The sequence below is a fragment of the Rhodococcus sp. SJ-2 genome, from assembly GCF_053750035.1.
Genome location: NZ_CM132340.1, coordinates 3,600,544 through 3,617,510, shown reverse-complemented (window position 1 = coordinate 3,617,510; position 16,967 = coordinate 3,600,544). Strand labels below are relative to the sequence as shown.

The window sequence follows — 16,967 nt, the reverse complement described above, 5'->3', positions numbered from 1 at the left end:
CAACACTAGTCGCTCCCCCGACGGGACGACGCGCGGTTCCGCCACGTGCGGGGACCCCGGCGACGCATCATCCTGTGTCAGCGAGCACAATCCCCTGCATGGACACGCAGCGCCACGACCCACGCAGGGGCCGCATCAACCGGATGTGCGTCATCGGAGGGACGTACCGATGGCGCGTTTGAGCGAACCCAGCCCGTACGTCGAGTTCGACCGCAAGCAGTGGCGAACGCTGCGTAAGTCCACACCGCTCGTGCTCACCGAGGACGAACTCGTAGGGCTACGCGGACTCGGTGAGCAGATCGACCTCGCCGAGGTGGCCGAGGTGTACCTGCCTCTCGCTCGCCTGATCCATCTCCAGGTCGCAGCGCGACAACGTCTGTTCGCAGCTACCGCAACCTTCCTCGGGGAGAAGCATCCCGACCGCCAGGTGCCGTTCGTGATCGGTGTCGCGGGCTCGGTTGCCGTGGGCAAATCCACCACCGCGCGCGTGCTTCAAGCACTACTGGCGCGATGGGAGCATCATCCCCGCGTCGACCTGGTGACCACCGACGGTTTCCTGTATCCGTCGAAGGAACTGATCCGCCGGAACATCATGCATCGGAAGGGCTTCCCGGAAAGCTACGACCGGCGCAAGCTTCTGCGCTTCGTCACCGAGGTCAAATCGGGTGCCGAAGAGGTTGCAGCCCCGCTCTATTCGCACATCTCGTACGACGTCGTCCCCGGCCAGTACCATGTGGTCCGGCAGCCGGACATCCTCATCATCGAGGGCCTCAACGTCCTGCAGACCGGACCCCGCCTCATGGTGTCCGACCTGTTCGATTTCTCCATCTACGTCGACGCTCGCATCGAGGACATCGAGAAGTGGTACGTAGACAGGTTTCTCGCCCTGCGAAAGACGTCGTTCTCGAACCCCGACGCGCATTTCCACCACTACGCGGGACTGTCCGATCGTGATGCGATGAGCGCCGCGAAAGAGCTCTGGCACTCGATCAACCTGCCGAACCTGGTGGAGAACATCCTGCCGACCCGGCCGCGCGCGACGCTCGTACTCCGCAAGGACGCCAACCACTCCATCAACAGGCTGCGGCTGCGTAAGATCTGACCGACCCGGTCGTGCAAGATCTGACCGACCCGGTCGTGCACAATCCGACCGACCTCTTCAGACTCCGAAACGGCGATGCCGGGCCGCGAAGTCGCGGAGGGCACGAAGGAAGTCGACTCGCCGGAACTCGGGCCAGTACGCCTCGGTGAACCAGATCTCCGAGTACGCGCTCTGCCACAGCAGGAAACCCGAGAGGCGCTGCTCACCGGAGGTGCGGATCACGAGATCCGGATCGGGCTGCCCGGAGGTGTAGAGGTGGCTGTCGACGCCTTCGACGGTGATCGCGTCGATCAACTCGTCGCCCGAGAGCCCCTCGGCCTGCTTCTTGCGCAACAGCGCCTGCACCGCGTCGACGATCTCCTGCCGACCGCCGTATCCGACGGCAACGTTGACGTGCGTGCCGGTACGACCCGCGGTCCCGGCCGCGGCTTCACGCAACCGAGTCGCGTGATCGTCCGGAAGCAGTTCGGGAGTGCCGACGATCTTGACGCTCCAGTTCTGATCCGGCGCCGAGATCTCCTCGACGACGTCGGCGATGATCTCGAGGAGTGCGTCGAGTTCCTCGGGGTCACGGCCGAGATTCTCGGTGGACAGCAGATAGATCGTTGCGGTCTCGATACCCGCGGCGTCGCACCAGCTCAGCAATTCGGCGATCTTGCGGGCGCCCATGCGGTGACCGTGCGCGACGTCCGTGAACCCGTTCTCTCGTGCCCATCGGCGGTTCCCGTCGCACATCACCGCAACGTGTCGCGGTTGGCGAGCCCCTTCGAGCTCCCTGAGCAATCGCCGTTCGTAGAGCCCGTACAGCACGCCGCTGAGCCTCACCGCGTCATCACCACGTGAGTCACATTACGCCCACGAGTTGTCGCGGTTGCGACGGTGGGCAACGACACTCGCGCACTCCGCCCCCGCCCCGGTAGCGTGACATCCACCGAACCTACGCAACCGTAGGTTACTGATCGGTCGGGAAGGATCCACTCAGATGACGGTCTTCGGGATCGACGAGCTGCCCGTCAAACCTCGCATGCGCGGGTGGATTCACCTGTGGGCATTCGGGACCGCGGTGATCGCGGGCATCATCCTGGTGAGCGCCGCCGCGATGACGCACCCCGCCGCGACGTGGCCGACCGTCATCTACAGCATCACGGTGTGCGGCCTCTTCGGAATCAGTGCCCTCTATCACCGCGTGCACTGGAGCAACCTCCGGCACAGAATGTGGATGAAGCGAGCCGATCATTCGATGATCTTCATCTTCATCGCAGGCAGCTACACCCCGTTCGCGACGCTCGCATTGCCACCCGAGACCGGACGGACACTTTTGGCGATCGTATGGGCGGGGGCAGCCGGTGGCGTCGCACTGAAGATGCTGTGGCCGACCGCACCGCGATGGGTGGGCGTGCCCCTCTACCTGCTGCTCGGATGGGCGATCGTTCCCGTCGCCGGCGACCTCGTATCCGAAGCGGGCGTCGCCCCGATGGTCCTGCTCGTCGTGGGCGGACTGTTCTACAGCGGCGGAGCGATTCTGTACGCGACGAAATGGCCCGACCCGTGGCCCTCGACGTTCGGGCACCATGAGTTCTTCCACGCTGCCACCGTCATCGCGGCGGTGTGTCACGCAGTTGCGGTCTGGCTCGTCGTGTTCGCCTGAATCGTTCGATCGGACTCGTCACACCTGCCGCACCAATGGTCACGGTTCGGTAACCTCGCGGGCAATGTCTATCTCGCTTCTCGCCTTCGAATTGACCGAAACGAATCGCGAGTGGCTGATCCACAAGCCGCTCGCGATCGTCAGCTACCTCGTCGTGGCAGTGGTGCTCAGATATGTGCTGCACAAACTGATCGACCGCATGACGCTGCCCCGCGATCCCGACCGGCCGCCCAAGCGGTCGATCCTGCGTCCCCTGCAGGGTCGCACGGGCAAGACCCTAGGCGATCCGGCCGCACGCGAGCGACGCGCTCAGCGCGCCCAGACCATCGGGTCCGTTTTCAAATCCGGCGTGTCCATCATCGTGCTGGCCTGGGTGGTGTTGCAGACCCTCGACAAGCTCGGCTTCAACGTCGCACCGTTCATCGCCTCGGCCGGTATCGCCGGTGTCGCGCTCGGTTTCGGCGCCCAGAACCTGGTCCGGGATTTCATCTCCGGCATGTTCATGCTGCTCGAGGACCAATACGGCGTGGGTGATGTGGTCGATGTGGGAGATGCCATCGGCACGGTCGAATCCGTCGGGCTCCGCGTGACGACGATCCGCGACATCGACGGGACACTGTGGTACTGCCGCAACGGGGAGATTCTGCGGGTCGGCAACATGAGCCAGGGTCACGCGGTCGCGGTCGTCGATGTGCCGATCGCCCCCACGGCGAACGTCGACCGCGCGCAACAGGTCGCGTTCCGTGCGGTGATCGAAACGGCCGACCGCGACGACATCGCACCCTACGTTCTGGAGAAACCTGAACTGCTCGGCGTGAACTCGGTCACCGCGGGCGCGGTCACCCTCCGCATGACCGTGCGGGTGCGAGCCGGCAAGCAGTGGGCGGTCCGCCGCGCCCTGACCGGCGCGGTACTCGAGTCGTTCGATTCGAACGGAATCGAGTCGCCGTCGCTGATGCTCGCGCCGGTCGCGACGTAGCCGGGGCCGACTCGCCTATACATCGGCATCATCCGACCGCCGGGCTGCGGGCACCTTGGTGACGACCGTCAGCAGCACCGAGACCAGGGCGATGATGCCGATGGTGGTGTAGGCGAGGGTGTAGGCCTTCTCCTCGCCGATCAGCGTGGAGGCGACGATCGGGCCGATGATGCCCCCGAGGCTCCAGCCGATGAGCATCAGCCCGTAGATGGCGCCGGCGTTGCGGACTCCGAAGAAATCGCCTGCGGTGGCAGGCATCGTACCGAATGCGCCGCCGTAGCACAGGTAGACGATCGCAGCCAGGATCGAGAACACCACGGCGTTGTCGGCGTGCGGCAGCACGATCAGGCACACGCCTTGCAGCACGAGGATGGCAGTGAACGTCTTCATCCGACCGGTGTAGTCGGAGATCGCCGCCCACACGATCCGGCCGGCACCGTTGAAGATCGCCAGCACACCCACCAACGTCGCCGCACCGGTGACGCTGAACCCGGCGATGTCGGTGGCGCTCGGTTTGGCCTGCGAGATCAAGGAGATGCCGGCTGCCACACTGAGGGTGAGAATCGCGGTGAGTAGGTACCACTGCGGCGTGTGCAACGCCTCGCCCTGGGTGTATTCCTTACCGGCGGCTGCATGGTCGTCGCCTCGATGGACAGGTTCGAAGCCCGGCACGGTGTAGCCCTCGGGCGGGTTGCGGAACAGCGCTGCGCCCGCCAGTGACATCACGAGGTAGACGATGCCCAACGGAAGAAATGCGCTCGTGGGGTCCTCCGGGTTCCGGTTGATGAGCCACTGCGCGGCCGGCGAGGTGAGCACCGCGCCGAATCCGAAACCGCCAACGGCCAGACCGGTGATGAGACCGGTCTTGTCGGGGAACCACTTCTGCAGCATGGCGATCGGGACGATGTAGGCGAAACCCAACCCGAAGCCGCTGATGATGCCGTATCCGAGAATGAGCAACCAGTAGTCCTCGGCACCGTTGGTCAGCGAGGCGAGCAGAATGCCGACGGCATAGATGACACCGCCGATCAACGCGACGATGCGCGGGCCCCTGAGATCCTGCAGTCTGCCCCCGGCGTAAGTGCCGATGAAGATCATGCCGATCGTGACGGTGAACGGAAGTGAAGCCCGGACCGTGCTGAGCTGCCAGGACTCTGCGCTCTCTAGCGCCCCGCCGAAGACCGACCACGCATAGACCGCCCCGATCGAGAACTGCAGCAGCAATCCGCCTGCCACCAACACCCAGCGGAAGCTCCCCGGACGCTGCCCCTCCCGTGCACCGGTGCCGAGTTGCTCGTCGGTGGCCTTCTCGGAGTCCATGCCGTTCTCCTTCGTTCTGCCCGGGAGCCGAACCTCAGCCCCGGTAGCGCACCGGCTCCCCGCGATCGACTCGTTCACGCTGTGGAACGACGGTGTACTTCGGGTCTTTCGCCGAGGCGATACCCGCCTCGTAGACGCCGAGGCGAGTGCACAGCGAGCCCGCCATGAGTGCGGCACCGGACGCCATCGACAGCACCCGGCTGCGACGCCCGGCGAGTGCTCCGACGGCACCCAGCGCCGTCAGGGCCTTGCTGACCCTCATGAACTGTCCGGCCCTGCCCTGGTGAAGAGTCTCGGCGGCCAGACCCATCGACTGTTCCATCCGATGTTCTGTCGCGAGTTCGACGAACGCGCCGCCGACTGCGAACGCGCGCGCAGGACCGGCCTCGGCGACCGGCGCGCCCAGGAGACCGAGACCGCCGGACGCGGCGGCAGCCGACCCACAGAACACGAAGGGAAGCTCTTTGTAGGCCGAGTGCCAGGCCGGGGTGGCGGTGTCCGAGAGCAGCACTCCCGTGTAGGAGGCCACAGGCGCTGCGGTCAGGGCCCCCACGATCCCGGCGGGCCGACCGAGGGCGAGCAGTAGCCGAACCGGCCCCCGCTTCACGCCGTCGGGCAGCATTCCGGCCACTTCCGCCGCCGCGGCGATACCCGCGAACGGGCCGTGCAGGGACAGGATCCAGGTACCGACCGACATCGGCGACGTCGGCTTCACGACCCGCAGCATGTTGAGGAAACGGCTCGGCTTGCCCAGGTCGCGGACGAGGGCACCGACACTGACGAGCAGGGACACGAGCGACCCGAACCGGGCGACCCGACGCAGTGCAGGGCGACCGGTCAGGTCCGCGCCCGCGGCGAGCAGAGAAGATCCGGCCGCCACGCCACCGGTGAACAGGTAGACGGCGATGTCGTGCTCCCACGGCGCGGGCTTCACGATGGGGCGCCCGTAATAGGACTCGAAGTCGGCTTCCGGCACCATCACCCGGTCACCGCCACGAGCGCCGCCCGACCGATGGGGATTGCCCGGACTGCCGCCGTGCTGCACCTGGGTCATCCGCGCCTCCTCAGGAACGACACGGCAGCACCCGCCAGCATCGCGACCGCCGCGACGGCGGCCCGACTCCACATCTCCGGTAGGTCCTTGGTGGTCACCACCGGGTCCGGAGGCAGTCCGTAGACCTCCGGCTCGTCGAGCAGCAAGAAGAAGGCGCCGGTTCCGCCGACCCCGTCCTCCGGATCGTTGCCGTAGAGACGTGCCTCCGACACCCCTCGCTCGTGCAACAACGCCAGTCGCTCGTCGGCCCGCGCACGCAACTCCTCGACGTCGCCGAACTGGATCGACTCGGTGGGGCATGCCTGCGCACACGAGGGCGTCTGGCCGTCGGTGAGCCGGTCGTAGCAGAGCGTGCACTTCTGGGCGATTCCGACCTTCGGGTCGTCCTCCGGTCCCTTGCGACGGTCGATGACACCGTACGGACAGGCGGCCACACAGTAGCCGCAGCCGTTGCAGATCTCGTCCTGCACGACCACCGTGCCGAACTCGCTTCGGAACAGGGAACCGGTGGGGCAGACATCGAGACAGGCCGCGTGGGTGCAGTGCTTGCACACGTCCGAGGACATCAGCCACTGGAAGTCGGGTTTCTCCTCATCCGGCCGATCACTCGGTGCCGCACCGACGGAGGGCATTCCCAACGCCACCGCGGCCGGCTTCTCTGCCGGGCGTTCGATGAAGGCGACGTGCCGCCATTGATTGGCGTTGAGCGAGTGGCTGTTGTCGTAGGAGGTGCCGAGCATCTGAAACAGGTTCTCGGGGACGTCGTTCCACTCCTTGCATGCGACCTCGCAGGCCTTGCATCCGATGCACACGCTCGTGTCGGTGAAGAAGCCCTTCCGTGCCGGCGAATCCTCGTACCCGGCATCGGATGCCGGGTCGAGCGGTCCGAAGAGACTGTTGCGGCCGATCACTCGTCGTCCTCCTCCTCTTGGGTACCTGCGTCTTCCGAGGCGGCGACAATGTCGTCCGAGACGGTGACGATGGGTGGATACTCGGTGTCGGTTACCCCGGCCCTGCTCGTGTACTCCTCGACGTACTGTCGCATCGCCGCTCCGGTCGGGCGCCGTCCTGGCTGGACATCGCACGTACCGACCTTGGTTTCTTGAATGAGCACGTTGGGGTCGAGCGTGATGCCGAACAGGTCGTTGGCGGAATCACCCGTGACCAGACCGCCGCTGCCCCAGTGGTAGGGCATCCAGACCTGGTGGACGGTGCGTCCTTCGACCTTCAGCGGCCGCAGTCGCTCCGTCACCAGTACCCGGCCCTCGACCACCGAACGTGCGGTGACGACGTGGCACCACCCCATGTGCTCGAGGCCGCGCTCGGCTGCCAGTGCGGGCGAGACCTCCACGAACATCTCCGGTTGAAGCTCGGCGAGATGTTCGAGGTAACGGCTCATCCCGCCCGCGGTGTGGTGCTCGGTGAGCCGGCTGGTCGTGAACACGAACGGGAAGACGTCGACGTGCTCCTCGGGCGGGGCGGGGTTCATCGGGTTGTCGTCGCGGCGGTACTCGACGCGCGTCGGGTTGGCCTGCTGCCCGTAGAGCTGGTTCCGGAACGGCGACTCCACAGGTTCGTAGTGGGTCGGCATCGGGCCGTCGACGAGTCCCTGCGGCGCGTAGAGGGCGCCCTTGCCGTCGCCCTGCATGATGAACGGATCGATTCCCTCGATCGCCTCGACACCGTCGGAACCCGCCGGCGCGCGGTAGCTCGGCGGCTTGGTCTTCTCGAAGTCGGGCACGTCTTCGCCGGTCCACTGTTGCGCGTCGGCGTCCCACCACACATAGGCCTTGCGTTCGCTCCACGGTCTGCCCTCGGGATCGGCGGACGCCCGGTTGTAGAGGATGCGACGGTTCATCGGCCACGCCCAACCCCACTCCGGAGCCACGAACGACTGCTCGTGACGGGACTTGCGACGGTTGGCCTGGTTGACGCCGTCGGCATAGACACCGGTGTAGATCCAGCAGCCACCCAGGGTGGAGCCGTCGTCCTTCATCTCGGTGAACGACGACAGCGGCCGGCGCGTCGCCACGTCGTAGCCGTTGATCTCCATCAGCACGGCTTCGGCGCTGGGCTCGTCGTGCTCGCCGTGCTCGGGATAATCCCATGCCAGGTCGAGCAGCGGGCGGTCGCGTTCGTCCGTCGACCCGGCCAGCCGTTCCCGCATCATCCGTCCGAGGTGGTAGAAGAACCACAGCTCCGAGCGGCAGTCCTCCGGCGGCTCCACCGCCTTCTCACGCCACTGCAGCATCCGCTGGGTCTGCGTGAAGGTGCCCTCCTTCTCCGCGTAGGAGGCTGCGGGGAACAGGAACACTTCGGTGCCGCATTCCTCGGGGACGATCTCGCCGGTCTCGACCTCCGGCGAGTCCTTCCAGAAACTCGCACTCTCGATCTCGAACAGATCGCGGACCACGAGCCAGTCGAGGTTCGCCATCCCGAGACGCTGCGCGCGGCCGTGGGCAGACCCGACCGCGGGGTTCTGGCCGAGAAGGAAGTAGCCCTTGACCGTGCCGTCGATCATGTCGAGCACCGTGCGGTAGGTACCGTGATCGCCGGTGATCTTGGGCAGGTAGTCGAAGCAGTAGTCGTTGTCGGCGGTCGCCGCATCGCCCCAGTAGGCCTTGAGCAGGTTCACGGCATAGGCGTCGGCCTTCGACCAGAAGCCCTTGCTGCCCGGGTTGCGGACACTGTCCACCCAGTCCGTCATCGACTCGTGCTTGTTCGCATCGGGCATCGGCAGGTAGCCGGGCAGGAGGTTGAACAACGTCGGAATGTCGGTCGAGCCCTGGATGCTGGCGTGACCGCGCAGCGCCATGATCCCCCCGCCGGGGCGGCCCATGTTGCCGAGCAGCAGCTGCAGGATCGCGCCGGTGCGGATGTACTGCACGCCCACACTGTGCTGGGTCCAGCCCACGCTGTAGACGAGCGCGGTCGTCCGCTCCCGACCGGAGTTCGCCGTCCATGCGCGGCAGACGTCGAGGAAGTCCTCCTGCGAGACGCCGCACACCTGCTCGACGACCTCGGGCGTGTAGCGGGCGAAGTGCCGCTTGAGCACTTGGTAGACGCAGCGCGGGTGCTGCAGGGTCTCGTCGCGCCTCGGGTGGCCCGCCGTCTGGATGCCGTGCGCCTCGTTCTGCAGTCCGGCAGCGGTCGCTCGGTGCTCGGCATGTTCGCCGGAATCGTCGGCCTGAGACTTGTGCAGGTCGCCGGGTTCGTCCTCCACGTCGTACTGCCAGCTCGTCGGGTCGTAGGTCCGCTTCTCCGGATCGAAGCCGGAGAAGAGCCCGTCGAGGTCGTCGGTGTCCTCGAACTTGTCGCTGACGAGCATCGCCGCGTTGGTGTAATTGACGACGTACTCGCGGAAGTCCAGCTCGTTGCTCAAGACATAGTTGATGACGCCACCGAGGAAGGCGATGTCGCTGCCGACCCGGATGGGCACATGCTTGTCCGCCACCGCGCTGGTGCGTGTGAAGCGCGGATCGACGTGGATGACGCGGGCACCGCGCTTCTGAGCCTCCACGACCCACTGGAAGCCCACGGGGTGGGCCTCGGCCATGTTGGAGCCCTGGATGACGATGCAGTCAGCGTTGGCCAGGTCGGCTGTGTAGCCGGTGGCGCCGCCGCGCCCGAAGCTGGTCCCCAGACCGGGGACGGTGGCGGAGTGTCATATGCGGGCCTGATTCTCGACCTGGATCGCCCCCATCGCCGTGAACAGCTTCTTGATGAGGTAGTTCTCCTCGTTGTCCAGCGTCGCACCGCCGAGGCTTGCGATGCCCATCGTGCGTCGGACGCGGCGACCCTTCTCGTCGAACTCCTGCCACGTCTCGCGGCGGGTCTTCAGCACGCGATCGACGACCATCTCCATGGCCGTGCCGAGGTCGAGGTCTTCCCATTCGGTGCCGTAGGGCCGACGATAGCGAATCTTGGTCTCACGCAACTCGCTGGTGACGAGGTTCTTGCTGGCCGAACCCTTGGGGCAGAGGCGCCCGCGATTCACCGGGCTGTCGGGGTCGCCTTCGATCTGGACGATCCGTTCGTCCTTGACGAAGATCTTCTGTCCGCAACCGACAGCGCAGTAAGGGCACACGCTGTGCGCCACCCGATCGGCGGTAGAGGTGCGTGGTTCGACCTCGTCGGTGCGACGGGAACGGGCGGCCTTGCCACGCCCGAGCAGGTCCTTACCGAGGAACTGTCGCAGGACGGGCCAGGGGAGGGACGTGTCCTTCTCCGCCATCGGTCTCCTCTCCGCGCTGTCGTTTCCGAAGTTACCGTCTACCCACGCTTCGTGCCCGGTATTCGGGATCCCGTGCAGGTGTGTCGGCATGTCCGGCGGTCGTCGAGGTCAGCGCACCCGGATCGCGTGCTCGCCCGCGGGGACCACCTCGCCGATGACCGGATGGCCGGGGAGCTCCCCGACGACCAGGAGACCGCCCGAGGTCTGGGCATCGGCGAGCAACAGCAGCTCGTCGTCGTCCACTTCGGAGTCGACCTCGTCACGGACCCAGTCGAGATTGCGACGGCTCCCGCCGGGCACGAATCCCGCAGCGAGCGATTCGCGCGCTCCGGCGACGTACGGCACGGCCGCGGCATCGATCACTGCGGTTGTGCCACTGGCCCGCATCATCTTCATCAGGTGGCCGAGCAGACCGAAACCCGTGACGTCGGTGGCGGCACGGACACCTGCGGCGTGGGCGAGTTGCGCCGCGTCGCGGTTGAGAGTCGTCATCACCGCGACCGCTTCCTCGAACCGCTCGCCGGTGGCCTTGTGGCGGTTGTTGAGGATGCCGAGTCCGAGCGGTTTGGTCAGGGTGAGCGGCAGGCCCGGCGCGGCAGCATCGTTGCGCAGCAGGCGGTCCGGGTCGCCCAGCCCGGTGACCGCGAGCCCGTACTTCGGCTCCCGATCGTCGATGCTGTGCCCGCCGGCGAGATGAGCACCGGCCTCGGCACACGCGTCGGCACCGCCCCGCATCACCTCGGCGGCCAGCTCGAAGGGGATGAGTTCCCGCGGCCAGCCGAGCAGGTTCACCGCGACGATCGGCGTGCCTCCCATCGCATAGACGTCGGACATGGCGTTGGTGGCGGCGATTCGTCCCCAGTCGTAGGGGTCGTCGACGACCGGGGTGAAGAAGTCGGCGGTCACGATCAGCGCTCGGCCGCTCCCGTCGGGTGCCGCGTCGATACGGACCGCCGCCCCGTCGTCTCCGTTTTCGACACCGACCAGCAGGTCGCCTCCGGCACGGCCGCCCTGCAGACCACCGAGCACCCGCTCGAGCTCACCCGGCGGAACCTTGCAAGCGCAGCCACCGCCGGCTGCGTACTGGGTGAGTCTGATGCCCTCGGGAAGGTGGACGTGTGTGGTCATGGGCCCAACATACGGGCGAGCCGTAACACGGGGCTCGACTTCGGTTAGGGTGAGCGCGGAGGCGGTTCTCGTCTGGTGATGGACGCGGTCTTCAAAACCGTTGTGGCCCAGCATCTGGGTCAGGCGGGTTCGATTCCCGTCCGCCTCCGCCGGATTTCAGGTCAGCCGTGGGATGAGGAGGGGCGTGCCGGACCCGAGACGGGGCACGCCCCGCACCGACCAGGTCCTCGCGGACCCGCGATTGCGTGAGGCCGTCGACCGGCTCGGCACCCGCCTGGTCAAGCAGACGGTGACCGCGGCCCAGCAGCGGTGCCGCGCCGGCGAGATCGAACCGGCCGCCGTCGCCGACGAAGCGGTCGCATCGTTGCCCGACGGGGCGACCACCCTGCGCCGCGTCGTCAACGCGACCGGGGTGGTGGTGCACACCAATCTCGGCCGCGCCCCGCTCTCCCGCGCGGCGGTGGACGCCGTGACCGCGGCGGCAGGCGCGACCGACGTCGAACTGGACCTGGCCACGGGTCGGCGCGGCCGGCGCGGGCGTGGCGCCCTCCAGGCCCTCGCAGAGCAGGTGCCCGACGCCGGAGGCGTCCACGTGGTCAACAACGGCGCCGCCGCGCTCGCACTGGTCGCCCGGGTGCTCGCGCGCGGTGGCCGCTCGATCGTGATCGCGCGGGGCGAGCTGGTCGAGATCGGCGACGGCTTCCGGATCCCGGAATTGCTGGAGTCCGTGGGCGCCAGGTTGCGGGAGGTCGGTACCACCAACCGGGTGCGTCTGAGCGACTATGCCGCGGCGGTCGACGACGACACCGCCTTCGTTCTCAAGGTGCATCCGTCGAACTTCACGGTCAGCGGCTTCACGTCGTCGGTGCCGGTCCGGGAGCTGGCGGGGTTGGGCCTGCCGGTGGTGGTCGACATCGGGTCGGGGCTGCTGGCCCCGCATCCGCGTCTGCCGAACGAGCCGGACGCCGCCAGTGCGCTGCGCGCCGGAGCGGATCTCGTGACCGCCTCGGGCGACAAGTTGCTCGGAGGTCCGCAGGCCGGACTGCTGCTCGGCGAGTCGGGGCTGGTGGAGCGGCTTCGACGCGACCCGTTCGCTCGTGCACTTCGCGTCGACAAACTCACCCTGGCTGCGCTGGAGGCGACCCTGACGGGGCCGACCCCTCCGGTGCCAGCCGCGCTGGCCGCTCGGCCGGACGATCTCCGTGCCCGGGCGCGGACGATCTGCGCCGCGCTCCCGGGCGAGTTGAATCCGGAGGTGTTCGACTCCGACGGTGTTGTGGGAGGCGGCGGTGCCCCGGACGTCATCCTGCCCAGCGTCGCGATCGCCCTGCCCGAACGCCTCGCCGGCCCATTGCGACTCGGCGCGAAACCTGTCGTCGGACGAGTCGAGCGCGCCCGGCTGTTGCTCGACCTGCTGACGGTCGCTCCCGACGAGGACGACGACCTGATCGACGCCGTCAGGTGCGCGGCCGGTCACGAAGAACGCTGATGCACGTCATCGCGACCGCCGGCCACGTCGATCACGGAAAGTCCACGCTGGTCGAAGCGCTCACCGGCGCCGACCCCGATCGGCTCGCCGAGGAACGGCGGCGAGGGCTGACCATCGAGCTCGGCTACTGCTGGACGTCCTGGCCGGATGTAGGGGAGGTCGCCTTCGTCGACGTCCCCGGACACGAGCGCTTCCTGACGACGATGCTCGCCGGAGTGGGACCGGTCCCGGCGGTGTTGTTCGTGGTGGCCGCCGACGACCCGTGGATGCCGCAAGCGGCCGAACACCTCACCGCGCTCGACGCTCTCGGAGTGCGGCACGCCGTCATCGCGGTAACCCGCGCCGACCTCGCTGATCCGGGTCCCGCTGCCGCGCAGGCCACCGCGGAGATTGCCCGCACCGGTTTGGCGGGGGCTCACGTCGTCGCCGTGAGCGGCCACACCGGGATGGGGCTCGACGACCTTCGCTCAGCTTTGGTGACGATGGTCGCCGAGCTACCCGATCCGGATCCGGACGCCGACGTCCGGCTCTGGGTCGACCGCCGGTTCACCGTGCGAGGAGCGGGGACCGTCGTCACCGGGACGCTGCCCGCCGGGACGGTCCGCGTCGGAGACACCCTCGTCGTCAGAAACACACTCGCCGTCGACGACACACCCGTGCGGGTACGCGGTATTCAAGCGCTCGGTAGCGACGAGACAGCAGTGAGCGGCGTGGCCAGGGTCGCGCTCAATCTGAGCGGCCGAGTCGACGACGTGGTGCGGGGCAGTGTGCTCGTGACACCCGGCGCATGGCACCACACCTCCGTCGTGGACGTGCGCATCACAGGAACGGACCGGCCTCCGCTCGCTCCAGTGCTGCATATCGGGGCGGTGGATGTCGCAGTCCGGTGTCGCCCGCTCGGAGACGATCTCGTCAGACTCACCCTCGACCGGGCGCTGCCTCTCCGCATCGGCGACCGCGCCCTGCTTCGCGACCCCGGACGCCGGATGATCTGGCGTGCCGACGTGCTCGATCCCGACCCGCCACGTCTCCGGCGACGCGGTGCTGCGACACGCCGGTCCCGGCAACTCGCGGGCGCCGACGGCACTGCGAGGCTGACGGACGAACTCGGCCGCCGCGGGCTCCTGCACCGAGAGCAGCTGCGTCGATTGGGTATCCCCGAGGAGGCCGGCGACCACCTGGCCGTAGGGCCGTGGCTCGTCGCACCCGCTCTCGCAAGAGCGGTCGCCGATCGGCTGCCCGCACTCGTCCAGCAGCATGCTCGCGCGCATCCGCTGGATCCGGCCGTCCCGCTGACCGTTCTGGCGTCGCAGCTGCGACTGCCCACTCCCGACCTGGTCCGGGAGCTGGTACGCCTGCCCCTCCGCGTGGTCGGGGGCCGGGTCTCCGGACCAGCAACCGAGGTACTGCCGAGCAAGGTCCGGACGGCAGTCGACGTGGTGCGCCGCGATCTCCTCGCGGCGCCGTTCGTCGCGCCGACGGCCGACCGGCTCCGCGAGCTCGGCCTGGACGACCGGGCTCTGGGAGCGGCCGACCGCAGCGGGCAGCTGTGGCGGGTCGGCCCGGGGATCGTCCTGCTTCCCGACGCCGCCGACGCCGCCGTGGCACGGCTTCGGGAGCTGGAGCAGCCGTTCACCACCAGCGCCGCGCGGGAGCGGCTGGGGACGACCCGACGGGTGGTGCTGCCGTTGCTCGATCAGCTCGACCGAGCCGGCCGCACGCGGCGGCTCGCCGACGACCGTCGCGAGGTAGCCCGGTAAGAGCTGAAACCGGCCGACCGGACCAGTGCAACGAATCGACGGGCGCGCGACGCTAGACCTCGGCTTCCTGCGCAGACTTGCGGGAGCGAATCAGGTCGACCGCGGCCACGAGTGCGAGTGAGACGACACCCCAGATCACGAACGTCACCAGGTGGCCACCGACGTTGTCCGCGCCGAAGTACATGATCGACCGGACCGACTCCACCGCCGCGGGCATCGGCAGGATGTCGTGCAGCACCCGGAAGATCTCCGGGCTCATGAAGATCGACATTGCACCGTTCGACGCGGGCACACCCAGGAACATCAGGACTGCGACTGCCGGGACCACGGCGAGCATGCCGAACAACCGGGTGAGGAACGTGGCGAACATCGACGTCGTGAAGATCGCCAGCACTCCGGTACCGAACAGTTGCAGAAAGTGCCCGTCGACGGCGCCGGTGAGCGGAGAAGCGATCACCCACACGACCAGCGACATGAACACCGAGAACCCGGCGGCGATCGGCAGCAGCGACTTCAGTCGCATGGCTGCGGGAGCGGCACTGTTGCCCACGACGGCGAGCATGAAGCCCGACATGATCCAGCCCATCGCGACGTACATCGCGACCGTGCCCATGGTGTCGGACCCCGGCAGCGGGGCGATGTCCTCGATCGTCAGCGGGACCTGCTGGCCTGCGGCCACCTGCTGGAACGTCATCGACACGACCTGCTGCTGGCTCATACCCGCCGACTGGTTCGCGATCAACGTGGCGGTGGGCGAATCGGCCGACGGCAGCACGTATGCTGCGACGACGCTGCGATCCTGCACCGCGGCACGCGCCTCGTCGACGGATGCCGACGCGGTGAAGTCGAACAGTCCGTCCATGTTCTGTTCGAGGCCTGCGACCGCTTGTTCTGCCACATCCTCGGTAGCGGCCACCACTGTCACGGGCATCTCACGGGGCGCCGGCTGGTACATCGCACCGAGCATGATCGAGAACATCATGACGACCATGGCGAGCGGGAAGGCCGCGAGCGTCACGTAACGAACCCAATTGCGTTGCGGACGCGGTCCTGCGGTGAGTGAGGCGACCGTGATCTCGGGGTCGCGGGCATCCGGGTTCCGCTTGCGTTTGATCGCGTCGATCCCGAATACCGCAGCGAGCGCAAGAACGGCACCGATCACCATCACGAGAATGTGGGAACCGAGCCCGACGCCGTCGAAGTACAGGACGGAGCGGAGCGCTTCACCGGTTGCCGCGGTGGGCAGGAACGAGTGCAACTTCACGTACATCGAGGGCAGCGTGTAGATCGACATACCCATGTTGGATGCGGGCACGCCGAGCACCATGACGAACAGCATGCCGACGAGCACCGCCATCGGACCGAAGATCCGGGTGAGGAAGAACTGCACCGACCCCACCGCGAACACTGCAAGCCAGGAGATTCCGAGAACCGCTGCGGTATGCCCCTCGACGGCGCCGAGCACCGGATCGGCAACGAACCACACGAGGGCGGCGATCAGCGCGGACCAGCCGGCCAGCAGAGGAATCGCGCGGCGCTTACGGAGCAGCTCGGGCGAGTTCGACAGCGTGATACTCCACGGCATGTACCCGGCGAGCATCAGACCGGTCGCCATGAACATCGCCGCCAGACCGGCGGTGTCGTGGCCGGGCAGCGGAGCCAGATCCTCGGTGACGAGGTCGAGCCCCTGGCCGATCACGTGCGGCGCCACGAGGCCGGTGACCGTGGACGACTGGGATGCGCCTGCCGCGCCCGCTGTGTACAGCGTGGCGGAGCCGGTGTCCGACAGCGAGACCGCCCCTGCAACTTCACGGTCGAAAACGAGATCGCGGGCCTGTTCGTCGGTCGCAACGATGCGCACGTCGACGGCGTCGGGGTCGGCATCCTCGAGCGACCGAGCGAACTGTTCCACCTGCTGGCTCGTACCGGCAACGGCGATGGGCATGTTGTGGGGCGCCGGGGCGTGCATCGCGAAGAGATACCCGGTGATCATCATCCCGACCATCAGGAAGGGCATGACGAAGATCGCGACTACACGTCCGATCTGTTCTTTACGTGCACGAGCAAGGTCGGCTTCTGTGGTCTCGCCATCGCCCGGCGGACCGCTGGCGGATTGCTCGAGGGTGGTTGTGGACATCTGCGATACTCCTCGAATAATTACGTTGCGTGACTTAAAAATGCTACGCTAGGTGTCTTAAATCCTCCAAGCTGCAAGACTGGTGACGTTCGTCCCACATGCCGCGGGGACATCGA

At 67.4% G+C, this 16,967-nt stretch carries 12 protein-coding genes and 1 tRNA gene; 6 read left to right on the top strand and 7 right to left on the bottom strand.

From position 1 onward, the window contains the following. Nucleotides 1-169 precede the first annotated feature (169 nt). Nucleotides 170-1,102, top strand: coding sequence for a type I pantothenate kinase (gene coaA, locus ACSYG9_RS17035; RefSeq protein WP_440123654.1), 933 nt, complete (start codon nucleotides 170-172; stop codon nucleotides 1,100-1,102). A gap of 57 nt (nucleotides 1,103-1,159) precedes the next feature. Here coaA and ACSYG9_RS17030 read toward each other — a convergent pair whose 3' ends face one another. After that, nucleotides 1,160-1,927: an isoprenyl transferase gene (locus ACSYG9_RS17030; RefSeq protein ID WP_440123653.1), complete on the bottom strand. Its 768-nt coding sequence runs from the start codon at nucleotides 1,925-1,927 to the stop codon at nucleotides 1,160-1,162. 157 nt (nucleotides 1,928-2,084) lie between these two features. On the opposite strand from ACSYG9_RS17030, the gene trhA reads away from it, so the two are divergent. After that, the gene (gene trhA / locus ACSYG9_RS17025; protein ID WP_454839266.1) at nucleotides 2,085-2,750 is read left to right on the top strand and encodes a PAQR family membrane homeostasis protein TrhA; all 666 of its coding nucleotides are present in this window, start codon (nucleotides 2,085-2,087) and stop codon (nucleotides 2,748-2,750) included. A 64-nt stretch (nucleotides 2,751-2,814) separates the two neighbouring features. After that, nucleotides 2,815-3,729, top strand: coding sequence for a mechanosensitive ion channel domain-containing protein (locus ACSYG9_RS17020; protein WP_440123651.1), 915 nt, complete (start codon nucleotides 2,815-2,817; stop codon nucleotides 3,727-3,729). A gap of 15 nt (nucleotides 3,730-3,744) precedes the next feature. Here the strand turns inward: ACSYG9_RS17020 and ACSYG9_RS17015 are convergent, their stop codons facing one another. The 5 genes from ACSYG9_RS17015 to selD all read right to left on the bottom strand — a co-directional run bounded on the left by ACSYG9_RS17015 (nucleotide 3,745) and on the right by selD (nucleotide 11,465). Continuing rightward, nucleotides 3,745-5,049 (bottom strand): L-lactate MFS transporter, encoded by a 1,305-nt coding sequence (locus ACSYG9_RS17015; protein WP_454839264.1) that lies wholly within the window; start codon nucleotides 5,047-5,049, stop codon nucleotides 3,745-3,747. Nucleotides 5,050-5,083: 34 nt separating this feature from the next. Then, entirely contained in the window at nucleotides 5,084-6,103 is a 1,020-nt protein-coding gene (gene nrfD, locus ACSYG9_RS17010) for an NrfD/PsrC family molybdoenzyme membrane anchor subunit (protein ID WP_440123649.1), read from the bottom strand. After that, nucleotides 6,100-7,014 carry a 4Fe-4S dicluster domain-containing protein gene (locus ACSYG9_RS17005; RefSeq protein WP_454839263.1) on the bottom strand — a complete coding sequence of 305 codons (915 nt, stop codon included), beginning with the start codon at nucleotides 7,012-7,014 and terminating at the stop codon, nucleotides 6,100-6,102. Before ACSYG9_RS17005 ends, nrfD begins: the two co-directional genes overlap by 4 nt. Further along, nucleotides 7,011-10,337 carry a formate dehydrogenase gene (gene fdh, locus ACSYG9_RS17000; RefSeq protein WP_454839262.1) on the bottom strand — a complete coding sequence of 1,109 codons (3,327 nt, stop codon included), beginning with the start codon at nucleotides 10,335-10,337 and terminating at the stop codon, nucleotides 7,011-7,013. Before fdh ends, ACSYG9_RS17005 begins: the two co-directional genes overlap by 4 nt. Nucleotides 10,338-10,445: 108 nt before the next feature. Continuing rightward, a complete protein-coding gene (selD, locus tag ACSYG9_RS16995; RefSeq protein WP_440123646.1) occupies nucleotides 10,446-11,465 on the bottom strand; it encodes a selenide, water dikinase SelD in 1,020 nt (339 codons plus the stop codon). A gap of 57 nt (nucleotides 11,466-11,522) precedes the next feature. Here selD and ACSYG9_RS16990 point away from each other — a divergent pair. From ACSYG9_RS16990 to selB, 3 genes are all read left to right on the top strand, one after another. Beyond that, a tRNA-Sec gene (locus ACSYG9_RS16990) sits at nucleotides 11,523-11,614 on the top strand. Between the two features lie 35 nt (nucleotides 11,615-11,649). Next, nucleotides 11,650-12,954, top strand: a complete 1,305-nt coding sequence (selA, locus tag ACSYG9_RS16985) for an L-seryl-tRNA(Sec) selenium transferase (protein WP_454839261.1) — start codon at nucleotides 11,650-11,652, stop codon at nucleotides 12,952-12,954. Next, nucleotides 12,954-14,714, top strand: coding sequence for a selenocysteine-specific translation elongation factor (selB, locus tag ACSYG9_RS16980; RefSeq protein ID WP_454839260.1), 1,761 nt, complete (start codon nucleotides 12,954-12,956; stop codon nucleotides 14,712-14,714). Before selA ends, selB begins: the two co-directional genes overlap by 1 nt. A gap of 52 nt (nucleotides 14,715-14,766) precedes the next feature. Here selB and ACSYG9_RS16975 read toward each other — a convergent pair whose 3' ends face one another. After that, entirely contained in the window at nucleotides 14,767-16,851 is a 2,085-nt protein-coding gene (locus ACSYG9_RS16975) for an ABC transporter permease (RefSeq protein ID WP_454839259.1), read from the bottom strand. Nucleotides 16,852-16,967: the final 116 nt, after the last annotated feature.

What these genes read in the sequence shown, in the direction of transcription:
- coaA (WP_440123654.1), top strand. Translation starts at nt 170, where the DNA reads ATGGCGCGTTTGAGCGAACCCAGCCCGTACGTCGAGTTCGACCGCAAG.
- trhA (WP_454839266.1), top strand. Translation starts at nt 2,085, where the DNA reads ATGACGGTCTTCGGGATCGACGAGCTGCCCGTCAAACCTCGCATGCGC.
- ACSYG9_RS17020 (WP_440123651.1), top strand. Translation starts at nt 2,815, where the DNA reads ATGTCTATCTCGCTTCTCGCCTTCGAATTGACCGAAACGAATCGCGAG.
- ACSYG9_RS17015 (WP_454839264.1), bottom strand. Translation starts at nt 5,049, where the DNA reads ATGGACTCCGAGAAGGCCACCGACGAGCAACTCGGCACCGGTGCACGG.
- nrfD (WP_440123649.1), bottom strand. Translation starts at nt 6,103, where the DNA reads ATGACCCAGGTGCAGCACGGCGGCAGTCCGGGCAATCCCCATCGGTCG.
- selD (WP_440123646.1), bottom strand. Translation starts at nt 11,465, where the DNA reads ATGACCACACACGTCCACCTTCCCGAGGGCATCAGACTCACCCAGTAC.
- selB (WP_454839260.1), top strand. Translation starts at nt 12,954, where the DNA reads ATGCACGTCATCGCGACCGCCGGCCACGTCGATCACGGAAAGTCCACG.
- ACSYG9_RS16975 (WP_454839259.1), bottom strand. Translation starts at nt 16,851, where the DNA reads ATGTCCACAACCACCCTCGAGCAATCCGCCAGCGGTCCGCCGGGCGAT.